Source organism: Vagococcus hydrophili (assembly GCF_011304195.1).
GTDB classification, from domain to species: Bacteria; Bacillota; Bacilli; order Lactobacillales; family Vagococcaceae; genus Vagococcus; species Vagococcus hydrophili.
In genome coordinates this window covers 2,974,110-2,988,838 of record NZ_CP049887.1, presented here as the reverse complement: position 1 = coordinate 2,988,838, position 14,729 = coordinate 2,974,110, and the positions used below count along the sequence as shown (strand labels likewise).

At 34.0% G+C, this 14,729-nt stretch carries 15 protein-coding genes; 14 read left to right on the top strand and 1 reads right to left on the bottom strand.

Features of this window, described 5'->3' with window-relative positions; genetic code table 11:
• Positions 1-3: 3 nt before the first annotated feature.
• Both fabV and G7082_RS14605 read left to right on the top strand, forming a co-directional pair.
• Positions 4-1,197: an enoyl-ACP reductase FabV gene (gene fabV, locus G7082_RS14610; protein WP_166035929.1), complete on the top strand. Its 1,194-nt coding sequence runs from the start codon at positions 4-6 to the stop codon at positions 1,195-1,197.
• A 10-nt stretch (positions 1,198-1,207) separates the two neighbouring features.
• Positions 1,208-2,764, top strand: a complete 1,557-nt coding sequence (locus G7082_RS14605) for an acyl CoA:acetate/3-ketoacid CoA transferase (protein ID WP_166035928.1) — start codon at positions 1,208-1,210, stop codon at positions 2,762-2,764.
• 75 nt (positions 2,765-2,839) lie between these two features.
• Here G7082_RS14605 and G7082_RS14600 read toward each other — a convergent pair whose 3' ends face one another.
• Positions 2,840-3,742, bottom strand: a complete 903-nt coding sequence (locus G7082_RS14600; protein WP_166035927.1) for a LysR family transcriptional regulator — start codon at positions 3,740-3,742, stop codon at positions 2,840-2,842.
• A 42-nt stretch (positions 3,743-3,784) separates the two neighbouring features.
• Here G7082_RS14600 and G7082_RS14595 point away from each other — a divergent pair, with 42 nt between their 5' ends.
• From G7082_RS14595 to orr, 12 genes are all read left to right on the top strand, one after another.
• Complete coding sequence (locus G7082_RS14595; protein WP_166035926.1) at positions 3,785-4,510, top strand: nucleoside/nucleotide kinase family protein; 726 nt, start codon at positions 3,785-3,787, stop codon at positions 4,508-4,510.
• Between the two features lie 224 nt (positions 4,511-4,734).
• Positions 4,735-7,578, top strand: a complete 2,844-nt coding sequence (locus G7082_RS14590; RefSeq protein ID WP_166035925.1) for an endo-beta-N-acetylglucosaminidase — start codon at positions 4,735-4,737, stop codon at positions 7,576-7,578.
• 127 nt (positions 7,579-7,705) lie between these two features.
• Positions 7,706-8,116 (top strand): GTPase, encoded by a 411-nt coding sequence (locus tag G7082_RS14585; protein ID WP_166035924.1) that lies wholly within the window; start codon positions 7,706-7,708, stop codon positions 8,114-8,116.
• 209 nt (positions 8,117-8,325) lie between these two features.
• Positions 8,326-8,697, top strand: coding sequence for a dihydroneopterin aldolase (gene folB / locus G7082_RS14580; protein ID WP_166035923.1), 372 nt, complete (start codon positions 8,326-8,328; stop codon positions 8,695-8,697).
• The gene (folK, locus tag G7082_RS14575) at positions 8,694-9,182 is read left to right on the top strand and encodes a 2-amino-4-hydroxy-6-hydroxymethyldihydropteridine diphosphokinase (RefSeq protein WP_166035922.1); all 489 of its coding nucleotides are present in this window, start codon (positions 8,694-8,696) and stop codon (positions 9,180-9,182) included. Before folB ends, folK begins: the two co-directional genes overlap by 4 nt.
• Before the next feature lie 5 nt (positions 9,183-9,187).
• Positions 9,188-9,751: a GTP cyclohydrolase I FolE gene (gene folE / locus G7082_RS14570; RefSeq protein ID WP_166035921.1), complete on the top strand. Its 564-nt coding sequence runs from the start codon at positions 9,188-9,190 to the stop codon at positions 9,749-9,751.
• A 2-nt stretch (positions 9,752-9,753) separates the two neighbouring features.
• Positions 9,754-10,341 carry a non-canonical purine NTP pyrophosphatase gene (locus G7082_RS14565; RefSeq protein WP_166035920.1) on the top strand — a complete coding sequence of 196 codons (588 nt, stop codon included), beginning with the start codon at positions 9,754-9,756 and terminating at the stop codon, positions 10,339-10,341.
• A gap of 5 nt (positions 10,342-10,346) precedes the next feature.
• Positions 10,347-11,126: a dihydropteroate synthase gene (gene folP / locus G7082_RS14560; protein WP_238842665.1), complete on the top strand. Its 780-nt coding sequence runs from the start codon at positions 10,347-10,349 to the stop codon at positions 11,124-11,126.
• Positions 11,127-11,208: 82 nt separating this feature from the next.
• Entirely contained in the window at positions 11,209-11,442 is a 234-nt protein-coding gene (locus G7082_RS14555; RefSeq protein ID WP_166035919.1) for a hypothetical protein, read from the top strand.
• Between the two features lie 500 nt (positions 11,443-11,942).
• Positions 11,943-13,307 carry an APC family permease gene (locus G7082_RS14550; protein ID WP_166035918.1) on the top strand — a complete coding sequence of 455 codons (1,365 nt, stop codon included), beginning with the start codon at positions 11,943-11,945 and terminating at the stop codon, positions 13,305-13,307.
• 67 nt (positions 13,308-13,374) lie between these two features.
• Positions 13,375-13,536 (top strand): alanine racemase, encoded by a 162-nt coding sequence (locus tag G7082_RS14545; RefSeq protein ID WP_420825016.1) that lies wholly within the window; start codon positions 13,375-13,377, stop codon positions 13,534-13,536.
• A 100-nt stretch (positions 13,537-13,636) separates the two neighbouring features.
• Positions 13,637-14,716: an ornithine racemase Orr gene (orr, locus tag G7082_RS14540; protein WP_166035917.1), complete on the top strand. Its 1,080-nt coding sequence runs from the start codon at positions 13,637-13,639 to the stop codon at positions 14,714-14,716.
• Positions 14,717-14,729 lie beyond the last annotated feature (13 nt).

The window sequence follows — 14,729 nt, the reverse complement described above, 5'->3', positions numbered from 1 at the left end:
ACAATGAAAGTTGAAATGAAATTAAAAGGTAATATGGCAAGAAGCGTTAATCCTAATGGGTGTAAACAAGAAGTCTTAAATCAAATTAACTACGTAAAAAAACAAGGCGATTATGAAGGAACTAAAAAAGCGTTAGTTTTAGGAGCGTCTTCTAGTTATGGTTTAGCTAGCCGTATTACAGCAGCTTTTGGTAGTCATGCGGATACAATTGGTGTTTCTTTTGAAAGAGGACCAAAAGATGAAACTATGTTAGGAACTGCTGGTTGGTATAACAACATTTTCTTCAAAGAATTTGCTGAAAAAGAAGGGCTGATTGCCAAAAATTTTATTGGAGATGCCTTCAGTTTAGAAATGAAAGAACAAGTCATTGACTATATTAAACAAGAATTTGGTGGCGAAATTGATTTATTAGTGTATAGTTTGGCAGCACCAAAACGTACAGACTATAAAACAGGAATCACTTATTCTTCAGCTTTAAAACCAATCGGGCAAGAAGTTTCAGGAGAAAATATTAACCTAGAAAAAGAAGAACTATTTATCCAAACAGTTGAACCTGCAACAGAGGAAGAAATTGAAGGTACAGTTAAAGTGATGGGTGGCGAAGATTGGGAATGGTGGGTTGAACTCTTAAAAGAAGCTGGCTGCTTAGCAGAAGGTTTCAAAACAGTTTTATATTCTTATATTGGCCCAGATGTGACTCATGCCTTTTATCACGACGGTTCTTTAGGTGTTGCAAAAGAACAAGCAGAAGAATCATCTAAAAGAATTAATAAAAATCTTAAGAGTCTTAACGGTGAAAGTTTGATTTGTGTGTCAAAAGCAGTGACAACTAAAGCAAGTGTGGTTATTCCAATCTTACCTAAATACTTAATTTGTTTATATAAAGTGATGCAAGAAATGAATCTTCACGAAACGCCAATTATGCATAAAGACCGTATTTTTAGAACAATGTTATACGGAACAGAATCTAATTATGATGAAAAAGGCCGTTTGCGTCCAGATAGTTGGGAATTAAGAGCAGATGTGCAAGAAAAAGTTAATAATTTAATGGCACAATTAACAGCTGATAATTTTAAAACAGATTTAATAGCATATGATTTATTTAAAAAAGAATTTTTCAATTTAAACGGATTTGACGTTGATGGTAATACAAATAATGACGTTGATGTGGCTGAATTAATGAGAATGAAACCATAGGAGGAATATCATGAGCGTTAAGTTTATTAAAGCAAGCGAAGTCCCAAGTTTAATTCATGATGGCGATGTTTTAGCTGTTGAAGGGTTTATTGGAACAGGTGTTGCTGAAGAAATTCATGAAGCAGTGGAAACTTTTTATAATGAAAACCAACATCCTAAAGATTTAACATTGATGTATGCCGCTGGAATTGGTGATGGTGGTGATCGTGGATTAAATCATTACGCAAAAGAAGGGTTATTAAAAAGAGTTATCGGCGGACATTGGGGATTAGCACCAAAATTACAACCTCTTGTTTCAGAGAATAAAATCGAAGCTTATAATTTCCCACAAGGTGTTATTTCACAAATGTTCCGTGACATAGCAGCTAAAAAGCCTTTCTTAATCAGTAAAGTGGGCTTAGGAACTTTTGTAGATCCAGATATAGCTGGTGGTCGCTTAAATGAAGCGACTAAAGAAGAATTAGTTAAGAAAATGATCTTTAATGGTGAAGAATACTTAGCTTACTCATTACTACAACCAAATGTGGCAATTATGAAAGGAACGTTCGCTGATGAACACGGTAATATTGCTTTTGATGAAGAACCTTTAACTTTAGAAGCGACATCTTTAGCAATGGCAGTAAAAAATGCTGGTGGAATCGTAATTGTTCAAGTGAAGAGACGTGTACTTTCAGGCTCACTTGATCCAAAATTAGTTAAAATCCCAGGTCTTTTAGTGGATTATGTGGTTGAGGTTGAAGATGAAACCAAACATATGCAAACCTTTGGTACACAATTTAATTCAGATTTCATTAAATCTGATGTGATTAAATCAGAGGGAGCAACAGCAGTTCCTTTAAATGAACGTAAAATTATTGCTAGACGTTCTGCTTTTTTAATTCCAGAAGATGCTAAGATTGTGAATTACGGAATTGGTATGCCAGAAGTTATTTCTGCCGTACTTAAAGAAGAAGGAGCTAATGATCGCTTTACAACAACCATTGAACCAGGAAGTTTTGGCGGTATTCCAGTTGGTGGCCTTGATTTTGGTGCAGCTATTTCTCCTGAATCAATCATCGACCAATCTTATATGTTTGATTTTTATGACGGTGGTGGGATTGATATTGCCTTTCTTGGCTTAGCGGAATGTGATCAATATGGAAACATCAACGTTTCTAAATTTGGACCAAAAATTGCTGGTGCTGGTGGTTTCATTAATATTACTCAAAACACTAAAAATGTGGTCTTCTGTGGCACATTTACTGCAGGTGGTCTTAAAACAGAAGTGAAAGATGGCAAGTTAACTATTTTAAATGAAGGTAAAAAATCTAAATTCGTGAATGATGTGGAACAAATTACCTTTAGTGGAAAAACCGCTCTAAATAATGAACAAAATATTTATTATGTTACTGAAAGAGCTGTCTTTAAGCTTGTGAAAGATGGCGTTGAGTTGATTGAAATCGCTCCAGGAATTGATTTAGAAAAAGATATTTTAGCGCATATGTCCTTTAAACCTGTGATGAAAGAAAACATTAAATTAATGGATGCAGCGATCTTTTCTGAAGAAAAAATGAAGAATCTTAACTAATTTTGAGGTTGTTCGTAAATAAAGGAGTGTGACCTAAAAGTTACGCTCCTTTATTTATAAAGAATTAGGTTGTCTTTAAAAAATATTTTCTTTTGAAAAAATTTGAATAAAGAAATCTTCAACAAATTCAGTTAAATGATTTTGATGAATGTTTTCTAAACGACATATTTTAACAATCCAGTGAAGTGGTGGCTCAATAGAGCGACACATCAAGGTATCTTGTGAGTAATGAGGGATGATAGGTGCTGGTAACAAGGTGATAATGTTAAGTGATTCACACATGCTCGCAAGCAAATCCCATGCGCCAGATTCAAAAAAGATATGTGGGGTTACCCCTGCTACTTGGAAATTCTTTTTGATTTGATGATGAATCATAAACGTATCATTTAAAAGAATAATTCGTTCACTAGCTAAATTTTTATAAGGAATTGGAGCTTGGCTTTTAGCAAAATTATGCTGTTTATTAAAAACAACGACAACCTCATTTTCAACAACCGTTTTACTTTGAATGTTAGATGTTGTGATTGGATCAATTAAAAAGGCGATATCAATTTCTTGAAGTAGAAGCATTTTTTGTAATTCATAGGCACCAGCTTCAATAATTTCAAGTTGAATACTAGGGTTTTCAATAATAAATTGAGGGATGGCTTTTTTAAAAAGAACAGTTAAGATAACTGGTGGAATGCCAACTTTAATTTTGCCTTTAATCTCTGTTTTATTGATTCGTAAACCTTTCATTAATTGATTATATTGTTCTAAAACGTTTAATGCGTTTTCATAAAATTCTTTACCAATCGGTGTTAAACTAACTAATCTTCCTTTGGAGCGGATAAATAATTCTACACCTTCTTTTTCTTCAAATTCTTTGATGAATTTGGTTAAACCTGGTTGAGAAATTAATAAAATTTTTGCAGATTGAGAGAGATTAAAATTATTTTCAACAATGGTTGTAAAATATTCGAGATGCTTAATATCCATAAATAAAACCTCCAAAAATAATGTTTAGAAAGGGAATAAAAAATGTATCTTATAGACATTGTAGCGAATCATTTACCAAATAGAAAGCTAAAAAATAATATTTTAATGATTGGCATAACAGGAAATGTATGTTCAGGTAAATCAACTTTCGCTAGCTACTTAAAAAAAGAGATAAATCGTGTTTATCCGACAGAGCGTGTTCAAATCATTTCAACAGATGATTTTTTGTATAGTAATGAAGAGTTAAATGAAAAACATTTATTTGATAAAAAGGGTTGGGTTGAAACGTATAATGAGGAAAAAATAGCTGCTTTTTTTAGTTATTTATTTCAAAATAAAAGCGTTGTTTTAAGAGGTGTTTATGATCAAGTAGTAGGAGATATCATAAATAAAAATCAACAAATAAATAACCCGAGTATTTTAATAATTGAAGGAACAATGGCCTTAAATTCTTTGTTTAATTCGTATATTGATTTTTCTTTATTTTTAAATGTCGAGCTAAATTTAAATTTCAAATGGTATCAACAAAGAACGATGAAAAACATATCATCTAAAAAAGAATATGCTCAAATAGCCCCAGAAAAAAAAGATCTGTTGATCTCATCAATTTGGGAAGAAATCAACATGAGAGCTTATTATACCTATATTTTACCAGTTAAAAATCAGGCAGACATGCTAGTTGAATTGGATCGAAATCACGAAATAAAAAAAATAGAATATAACAAGAAAATAAAAATTATGGAGGTAGCAAAAAAACACTTTCTTTAGTTTGTTACTTAAAATCTTTAATTTGATTATTAATAATATTTGTTGAAAGCGTTATCCTTGATGAGTAAGTGAAGAGAAAAATAAAATAACGGAAACTATTTATTAAAATTGGTTAGTTTTGTATTTGAAATCATCATTTTTTGTTGGAAAAACCAGTTTTATTTGAAAGTTTGTGCTGTTTTGTTTCTTCAAAGAAAAGTTTTTAAAAATCAAGGGGGAGACACATGAAGAAAAGTGAAATTGGTAAGGCGTCGGTAGCAGTCTTACTAGCAACAACAACGTTAGCTTTAACAGGTTGTCAGTCAGGGGAATCAGCAAAAAATGACATCAAATTTGCTGAGACGGAAAAAAGTAAAATTGATAAGGGAATGGATAACCAACCCGAATCATCTTATTGGTTCCCAGAGGATTTGCTTAAATGGGATGCAAAAAAAGATTTAGATGCCAAATATAACACAAGTACGATTCCATTGGCTAAGAGAGTCGACAAAAAAGAACTACCAAAGTCTAATAAAACCCAAAATGATGAGATGAAAGTTGCCGCTTTATCTATCATGAATAGTAGTACTAGTGGCAATGCACCACGAGGAATAAATAACTTTGATGCCAATGTCTTTTCAAATTGGCAATACATTGACCAATTAGTTTATTGGGGCGGCTCTTCTGGTGAAGGGATTATCGTGCCACCAAGTCCGGATGTGATTGATGTAGCTCATAAAAACGGTGTGCCAGTTCTAGGAACAATTTTTTTCCCGCAAACAGCTCATGGCGGAAAATTGGAATGGTTGGATACATTCCTAAAAAAAGACAACGATAATGAGTTTCCAATTGTTGACAAAATGATTGAAGTTGCTGATTATTATGGGTTTGATGGTTGGTTTATTAACCAAGAAACCGACACAGAAGTGACGAGTTTTGATGATGTAAAAGATGGCAAAGAAAAAACAGAGAAGAAATCTGATGAAAAAGGATTATCTAAAGAACATGCTGATTTAATGCAAGAGTTAATTGCTGAATTCAAAACAAAATCAGATGATAAACAAGAAATCATGTGGTATGACTCGATGACCAGTGACGGTAAAATGGATTGGCAAAATGCTTTAACAGATCAAAATAAAGCCTATATGGTAGATGCAGATTTAAATCCATTAGCAGATAGTATGTTCTTAAATTTCTGGTGGAACACAGATAAACTCGCAGAAAAAGAACTACTAAAAGCATCAAATGAAAAAGCCAAAGATTTAAAAGTTAATCCTTATGATTTATATGCTGGAATTGACGTTCAAGAAAATGGCTACATGACGCCTGTTAAATGGGATTTATTTACAGATAGTAAAGGAACACCGTTAACTTCTCTAGGATTATATGTGCCAACATGGACCCATGAATCATCAAGTAATCCAGATGAATTCCAAGAAAAAGAGAGTATGTTTTGGGTCAATGGACAAGGTGACTCAAGTAAGAGTGAATTACCAAAAGGAGAAGAATGGCCTGGTATTTCAACTTTCTCTGTGGAGCAAACAGCGATTACAGAGTTACCATTTGTGACTAATTTTAATCTAGGAAATGGCTTTAATTATTTCATTAACGGGGAAAAAGTTTCAAGTCGTGAATGGAACAACCGAAGCATGCAAGACATTATGCCAACTTACAGATGGCAATTTGAACATAATAAAAACAATAAGCTAGATGTGACAATGGATTACGCAGATGCCTTTAACGGTGGAAATGCTCTAAAACTGCGTGGCAATATGGCTAAAGGTCAACCAAGTCAGATGAAATTATACGAATCAAAAGTTAAACTAGGAAAAGACTTGAAAGTCACAACAACCGCTAAAGCAAATGTTAAAACAGATGTTAATCTTGTTTTGACGTATGATAATAAGAAAACAGAAACCTTTAAAGCAGATAAAGCAATCGGTGAAGAGTGGACAACAGTCTCATATGATGTGAAGAAAGCAGCTGGGAAAACAGTCACAGGAATCGGCTATGAAATCACAGCCCAAGAAAAATCAGATACCTTTGAACTTAAACTAGGTCAACTTTCAATGTTACCAGAAATCAAAAAAGAAGAGTTATCCGTTGATGATTTAACTATTGAAGAAGCAATTTTTGATGAAGAGGAAAGTAACTTTGCTGGAGTACGTTTATACTGGAAAGAATCAAAAGAAGATAGCTTATCTCATTATGAAATTTACCGAGTGAACGAAGACAAAACACGTTCATTCTTAGGAGCAACGCCTTCAAGTAACTTCTACATCAATGCCCTAGAACGACAAAAAGATGTGACAAAAACAAAATTTGAAGTCGTGCCAGTCGATGTTGCAGGTGAGCGTGGTAAGGCCTCTAAAGCAGTGACAATGGATTGGCCAGACAATACCGTACCAAAAGCCAACTTTAGTGCTTCGAGAACATTAATTGCACCAGGGGAAAAAGTGACATTTACTGACAAATCTTCAAGCAATACAGATAGTATTAAGTGGGAATTTGAAGGTGGCGATATTAAGGGTAGTACGGATAAGGAACCCGTAGTAACTTATGCTAAAGAGGGAACTTATTCAGTGAAAATGGTAGCTAAAAACAAATCGGGAGAAACGCCTCTTGAAATGGAAAAATTAATTACTGTCTCAAATGATGCTAAAGGTGATTTAGCTTTATTATCTAAAGGTGCCAAAACAGAAGCCTCTTCTTTTGTGAATGACGGTGAAGCACCACAATTTGCTGTGGATGGAAAAATGGACACTAAATGGTGTGCAACAGGAAACCCTCCACATGCGTTAACCGTTGATTTAGGTAGTGTGAAAACAATTAGTGAAGTTCATATTGGACACGCTGAAGCAGGTGGCGAAGGCCCAGATATGAACACAAGAGCCTACAGTATTGAAGTGAGTGAAGACGGTAAAGAATTTAAACAAGTCACTCGCGTTATCAATAATGAAAAAGGTGAAACGGTGGATACCTTTGCAGCAACTAAAGCACAATTTGTTAGATTTACTGCTGACAAACCAACACAAGGCGCTGATTCTGCCGTTAGAATTTATGACTTTGGTGTTTATGGATTGAAATAATAATTTAAAACTATCTCATCAGAGTTTTTAGTGAGATAGTTTTTCTATAATCTAAAAAGTAAAGTAAGTTGAAAAGAGGTTGGATAAGTGGTATGATTTTTCAAAATCAGAAAAAGAGGTGAGCTGTATGAAATTATCTAAATCAAGAAAAATTGTCCATATTGCTGCTGTCTTAGGTGGGATTGTTTGTTTAAGTCCGATTCCCTTTTCTGATTCAGTGATGCTACTTCCGATTCAAGCATGGATGATTATGAAACTTTATAAAGTTAATCATAAAAAACAAACAGATGGTTTAATTAAAGGAATTATGACTTCCATGACCCTTTCGGTTATTGGCAAAGGTTTAGCAGGTAACTTGATAAAATTTATCCCAGTAATAGGAACGTTTTGGGGAATAGCAATTAATGTTGTTGTTGCGGTTATTTTGACTGAGATGGTGGGTATTTCTGTAAGTGAAGGGTTAGAAAGAAACGAAATAGATAATACCAATGATTTGATGGCGGTTTTATCTAAAGCAACACGTTTAATTGCTAAGTAAATCAAATTTAAGTCAAAAAATCGACTAAAATACATAAAAATGTAAATAAAGATTGGTACGTTAAGTATCAGTCTTTTTTTATACACATTTTCTAAAAAAATATGTAGTTGTTGGTTATAAAATATGGTAGGATAGCGTTATCAGTGGTTTTATTACAACATTAAATTTAAAGAGACTGATGACTAAAATTTATAACCGAGGTGTCTCAAATGGGAAAAATTCGTATTAACAATCTTAAGTTTTTTACAAAGAACGGTGTGTTAAAAGAAGAACGCGTTTTAGGTCAACAATTAGAAGTTGATGTTGAATTAACAATGGATATTACAAAAGCGGGTAAAACTGATGATGTCGCAGACACTGTTAGTTATGCAGAAGTCAATGATCAAATTGCCTTAAGACTGCAAAGAGACTCCTTTGATTTAATAGAAGCAGTAGCATCCGCTATTTTAGATGATATAGAAGAAGTTCACGGTGAAAAATTACAAAAAGCAATGGTACGCATTAGAAAATACAGTGTGCCAATGCCAGGGATTTTCGATAATATCGAAATTGAAATGGAAAGAGAGATGAATGGCAAATGACCATCTGCTATTTAGCTCTAGGCAGTAATTTAGGTGATCGAGTAGACCTTCTAAAAAAAGCTGTGCAATTATTATCAGAAGAAGAGAAGATTAATGTTTTGGCTCAGTCAAATATTTATGAAACTGAGCCTTACGGAGATGTTCCTCAAGATAATTACTTAAATGCCGTTGTAAAAATTGAAACAACGTTAGCTCCGATTGAATTGTTAGATACAACGCAAAAAATTGAGTTAGAATTAGGTCGTGAGCGGTTAATTCGTTGGGGCCCACGTACCATAGATATTGATTTGATTTTAATGGACGGGGTTACTTATCAGGATGAGCGGTTAACTATTCCTCATATTGAAGTGGCAAAGCGTTCTTTCGTTTTAATTCCATTAAAGGATGTTTACGAAAAAACAGCGTTGTTTGGTAAAAATATAGAACAATTAATCAGTGAAACAGGCAATCAAGATGAAGTCTGGAAAAGTCGAGAAAGTTGGTAAGTCAAATGGATTTAGAAAATAAAAAAATTATTGAAGATGCAGTAAGACAAATTTTAGAAGCAATTGGTGAAAATCCTGAACGTGAAGGCTTAAAAAATACCCCAAAACGCGTTGCAAAAATGTATGATGAAGTATTTGGTTCTTTAACAGGTCCAGAATTTGATGATTATGCTTTATTTGATAGTCGCAATGATGATGATATGGTTTTAGTGAAAGATATCCAGTTCTACTCAATGTGTGAGCATCATTTATTACCATTTTATGGAAAAGCTCATGTCGCTTATATCCCAGATGGAAATAAAGTATTAGGTTTAAGTAAATTACCTCGTTTAGTTGAATATTGCGCAAAACGTCCAAGCGTTCAAGAAGATTTAACAATTATGATTGCAGAACAATTGGTGAAACATGTACCAGTTAAAGGTGTAGCAGTAGCAATCGAAGCGGAGCATATGTGTATGACAATGCGCGGTGTAAAAAGCCCTCACAGTTCAACAAAAACGTTCCATTACACAGGTGTCTTTAAAGAAGACCGTGAGTGGAAAAATGACTTTTTAAGAGCACTTGATTAGAGATGGAAGTAATCATTGGCACAAATAATCAGGGGAAATTAGGAGAAATTAAAAGTAGTCTGGCAACTAGTCAGATTACTTTTCTTTCATATATTGAAAGATTAGGAAAAGAAATTGATTTTCCTGAAACAGGGACGACCTTTAAAGAAAATGCTTTAGAGAAGGCCAAAAACTATGCTGACTACTTAAATCTACCAGTTTTGGCTGATGATGGTGGTCTTATCTTAGAAGCTTTTCCTGACTTACTAGGACTTAAAACGGCTCGTTTTTTCAAAAAAGGATTGAATGATAGTCAGAAAAATCAGCAGTTGTTTGATTTAATGTTAGGTGAAGAAAATCGGAAACTATCACTTTATGCGGCAGTGGCTTATGTTTATCCAGATGGAAAATATTTATTAGTAGAAGAGGTTCTTCAAGGGGAGTTAACGGAAAAAGAAATCGGTGATCTAGGTTATGGATTTGATAAATGTTTTTACTTGCCTAATGAAAAGAAAACCTTAGCAGAATTGCCTTTAGAAGAGCGTAATGCTTATAGCCCAAGAGTGAGAGCATTAAAAAAAATCGTTGAACAAATTGAGAAAGAAGGCTAGTTAACATGAAAGATGTCAAAATAATGGGAATCGTAAATGTCACCCCGGATTCATTTTCAGATGGTGGTCAATTTTTCGATGCCAATACAGCTATCGCTCACGGTTTACAGTTGATTAAAGACGGAGCGGATATTTTAGATATTGGGGGACAATCAACACGTCCCGGTTATACAGAAGTGTCTTTTGAAGAAGAAATTCGCCGAATTGATCCTGTGATTAGAGGACTTAGAGAGCATAGTGATATTCCGATTTCGATTGATACGTATTTTCCAGAGGTAGCAGATCATGCTCTATCAATTGGTGCGACTATTATTAATGATGTGAGAGGTTTAGATTTACCTGGAATGATGGATGTGGCTCTTAAGTATCCTAAGAGTGACGTGATGATTATGCATTCTCGACCACGAAGAAAAGAGATGACTGTTGAAGAGGACATTCAGGATTTCTATGAGGAGAAATATCAAGCCTGTAAAACAGCTGGTATCGCTGATGAACGCATTATTTTTGATCCAGGTATTGGTTTTGGAAAAGCCGTAGAAGAAAATGTTGAAATTTTAAAACACCCACAAAAATTCCGTTACAAAGATTTTCCGGTGTTGTACGGAGTTTCTAGAAAAAGAACAATCAATCATTTGATTCATGAGGAAAATCCTTTAGAGCGTGATTTTGGCTCTGTGGCAGCGACTCTTTATCCGGCTACTCAAGGTGTGGAATATATTAGAGTTCATCATGTTAAAGGAATGAAAGATGCTTTAAATGTTTGGACAACATTATCGAGTAATTAGATGAAATTGGCTTCCTTTTTTACAACTTATGATATAATTAATACATAAATGTAGCTAATATTTCATAAAGGAAGTGGTAAAAATGGAAGAGACATTATTCTTTAATTTAGGGAATGCTTTGGCTTCGAATTTTGATACCAAAGAACTTGAAAGAACAGCACAAGTTGAGCGGTTGAAGTGGAAAAAAGGACGTCAATTAGTCATAGTGAATGATCCAGATCATCCAGAAAAAGAGCATATACTATTTGATTTATCTGATCAGGAAGAACCATCAAAAAATACCTATGCCTTCAAAGTCAAAAAGATAATTGAATAAAGAGTGTCCTAAAGATTATTATAAATAAGTCATTATTTACAAGAACAGGTTGTTTTTGTGAAATAATGACTTATTTTTTTGTGAATAGTTCTCAAAATAATAGGATTAAAGGTGTATTCTAAAAGTGAATAGGTACTATTCGAAGGAAGGTTTCCAAAATAACAAAGAAAGCGTTATCATTAATATATAAATGTACAGTTCAAATAAAACATCTGTTGTTTGATTACAAGTATAGAAAAAAGGAGGCTTCATAAAAATTCACAATCATCTCGTATTCACTTGTTAATTACTAAACTAATTAGCAGTTAAAAATGAATCAATAACATGTGTCGATAGAAATCTCAATATACTTAAACTATTTATTTAGTAAAACCTTGATTATATTTCTTGATTAAATTGTGCTTAACATTTATTTGAAAATAATGTCCAACGTGAAAATATTAAAGAACCACTATAATTATTTGGAAAATAATTATATTAGAAAATTTGGAGGTAAAAACATGTCTGATGGTGAAACTAATCAGTTAAAGAAAACTTTGGGTTTTACAGTTGCTCTAACAACTATTATAGGAATGGTTGTAGGTTCAGGAATCTTTTTTAAACCTTACGCGATTTTTAATGCTACCGGTGGCGCACCGGGACTAGGTATGTTGGCTTGGGTTGTTGCAGCAATTCTTTCTTTAGCAGGTGCTTTAACTGCTGCAGAAGTGGCAGGAATGATTCCAAAAACAGGTGGAATGGTAACATATATTCACGATATTTACGGTCCAAAATTAGGTTTTATGACAGGTTGGGTTGATTCGACATTGTATCAAACCGGTTCAACAGCAGCAATTGCAGTGGTATTCGGAGTGCAAGGAGCTAGTCTTTTAGGCTTTCCCTCAGATAACTACTGGCCAAAAGTGCTTTTAGCAATTGGAACAACTGGTTTTCTTGCCTTTATGAATAATTTAGGATCAAGAACAAGTGGTATTATTCAAAACATTGCGACTGTAGGTAAATTGGTTCCGTTGGTCACAATTATTGCTGTAAGTTTTGTTAAAGGGACAGGTAATGATGTGTTAACACCCTTACTTGGTCCTGATTTAAATCCAGGGAAAGCATTCTCGCTTGCGCTACTTGCTGCCCTTTTCGCTTTTGATGGTTGGATGGGTGTTGGAATGATTGCTGGAGAGATGAAAAATCCTGGGAAAGATCTACCGAAAGCGTTAATTTTAGGGATTTCAGTCGTTGCATTTATTTATATTGTTATGAACGTGGCTTATTTATGGGTAATGCCAGCGGATCAATTAATGTTAACAGAAACGCCAGCTGCAGATGTTTCTAAAATTTTATTTGGTCAAAAAGGGGGGCAATTTGTTTCCATCGGGATTCTCATTTCGGTGTTTGGAGGGCTAAACGGGTACGTCTTTACAGCAGCTAGGTCAACGTTTACTTTAGCTCAAAGTGACCGGATTCCTTTTAGTCATGTTTTAAAGAAAGTTAACAAAAATGGAGTACCATCCAATGCGACTTGGTTTGTTTTTATTGTTTCTTCACTTTACTGCTTAACTGGAAAATATGATTTATTAACGGACTTATCAACATTTATGATTTGGAATTTTTATATTTTAACGTTTTATGGTGTCATTAAATTAAGAAAAACACAACCTGATGCTGTTAGACCTTACAAAGTTCCTTTATATCCATTTATTCCAATCGTGGCTATTTTAGGTGGGGCAGCTGTTGTTATAAGTACCATCATCACTCAATTTACTTACGCAATGGCTGGCATTATTATCATGCTACTGGGCTTACCTGTTTACAATTATTATGAGAAAAAAGACAAGCATAATAAAGATGACAAAGCAGGAGATATCGCATAGAACACTTGATAATTCCTTAAAGGGGAGAAGAAAATGATTCCAAGTTTATGTCGAAAAAATAGAGTCGTTGTCTTCTCCTGTTGAATTGTTTGCTGTTGTCAAAGCTGATAGCTATGGACATGGTGTTGTAGAAGTTGCTAAGACAGCACTTTTAGTTGGTGCGAGTGGTTTGTGTGTGTCTAATTTAAATGAAGCTTTGTTTAATTCTGTTCAATCAGGGGCAGATTAGTTGTTATTTATGATAGTGACTATTCCATTTTGGCAATTTAAAAGCCTGTTTGACCGTTATACTTAAAGTAGAGAAGAAACCTAATAAGAGGAGGATCGCAATGCAAAATCCGAGAATTGTGGTTGATTTAGTAAAAATAAAAGAAAATATCGACTTTCTTTCAAAGAGAATTAAGAAAAATAACGACATTTCTGTAACCGCTATCACTAAATCTTTTTCGGCTCATCCTGAGATAATCTCAGTTTATGATGCGTGTGAGGAGATTGATTATTTAGGAGATTCACGAGTTGAAAATTTTATTAATAATCAGGAGACATCAAAAGAAAAAGTTTTGGTAAGAATTCCAATGATCAGTGAAATACCAGAAGTGGTGAAATACACAGATATTAGTTTTAATACAGAAATTGAAGTGATAAAGAAACTAGATGAAGAAGCGGCTCGTCAAGGTAAGCAACATCGCATTCTTTTAATGGTTGATTTAGGAGACTTGAGAGAAGGGATTTTTGAAGAAGAGGAACTTTTTTCTATCGTCGAAGAGATTATGACATTAGAAAATATTGAACTAGTTGGTTTAGGAGTTAACTTAACGTGCTACGGAGCAGTCATTCCAACAGAAGCTATTTTAAATCAATTAGTTAAATACAAAATGCAAATAGAAGCGTGCTTTGATGTGGCATTAACGATGATTTCTGGTGGTAATTCAAGTTCCGTTTATATGCTAGAACCTGATACGAAGGAAAATTTACCGAATGGCATCACTAATTTAAGAATTGGAGAAGCCTTTGTTTTAGGAAGAGAAACAGCTTACGGAAAAGATTATCAAGAGATGCATCAAGATGTGTTTACTTTAAAAACAGAAATTGTTGAGTATAAAACAAAACCATCTTATCCCATTGGTGAAGTAGGTGTGGACGCATTTGGTAATAAACCAACCTTTGTTGATAAAGGACTAATGAAACGAGGTATTGTCGGGATTGGGCGTCAAGATGTTGATCATACAGCAATCACGCCTCTTGATTCTCGTCTTGAAATCATAGGAGCCAGCTCTGATCATTTGATTATTGATTTTACTAAGGCAAAAGATGATTACCAAGTAGGCGATGAAGTTTCATTTAGTTTAGATTATGGTTCGCTATTAAGTTGTTTTACCAGTGAGTATGTTAAAAAAGAATTTATATAAAAAATAGGAGGAA

Excerpts from the sequence above, each read along its gene's own strand:
- fabV (WP_166035929.1), top strand. The coding sequence starts at position 4 with ATGAAAGTTGAAATGAAATTAAAAGGTAATATGGCAAGAAGCGTTAAT.
- G7082_RS14605 (WP_166035928.1), top strand. The coding sequence starts at position 1,208 with ATGAGCGTTAAGTTTATTAAAGCAAGCGAAGTCCCAAGTTTAATTCAT.
- G7082_RS14600 (WP_166035927.1), bottom strand. The coding sequence starts at position 3,742 with ATGGATATTAAGCATCTCGAATATTTTACAACCATTGTTGAAAATAAT.
- G7082_RS14595 (WP_166035926.1), top strand. The coding sequence starts at position 3,785 with ATGTATCTTATAGACATTGTAGCGAATCATTTACCAAATAGAAAGCTA.
- G7082_RS14590 (WP_166035925.1), top strand. The coding sequence starts at position 4,735 with ATGAAGAAAAGTGAAATTGGTAAGGCGTCGGTAGCAGTCTTACTAGCA.
- G7082_RS14585 (WP_166035924.1), top strand. The coding sequence starts at position 7,706 with ATGAAATTATCTAAATCAAGAAAAATTGTCCATATTGCTGCTGTCTTA.
- folB (WP_166035923.1), top strand. The coding sequence starts at position 8,326 with ATGGGAAAAATTCGTATTAACAATCTTAAGTTTTTTACAAAGAACGGT.
- folK (WP_166035922.1), top strand. The coding sequence starts at position 8,694 with ATGACCATCTGCTATTTAGCTCTAGGCAGTAATTTAGGTGATCGAGTA.
- folE (WP_166035921.1), top strand. The coding sequence starts at position 9,188 with ATGGATTTAGAAAATAAAAAAATTATTGAAGATGCAGTAAGACAAATT.
- G7082_RS14565 (WP_166035920.1), top strand. The coding sequence starts at position 9,754 with ATGGAAGTAATCATTGGCACAAATAATCAGGGGAAATTAGGAGAAATT.
- folP (WP_238842665.1), top strand. The coding sequence starts at position 10,347 with ATGAAAGATGTCAAAATAATGGGAATCGTAAATGTCACCCCGGATTCA.
- G7082_RS14555 (WP_166035919.1), top strand. The coding sequence starts at position 11,209 with ATGGAAGAGACATTATTCTTTAATTTAGGGAATGCTTTGGCTTCGAAT.
- G7082_RS14550 (WP_166035918.1), top strand. The coding sequence starts at position 11,943 with ATGTCTGATGGTGAAACTAATCAGTTAAAGAAAACTTTGGGTTTTACA.
- orr (WP_166035917.1), top strand. The coding sequence starts at position 13,637 with ATGCAAAATCCGAGAATTGTGGTTGATTTAGTAAAAATAAAAGAAAAT.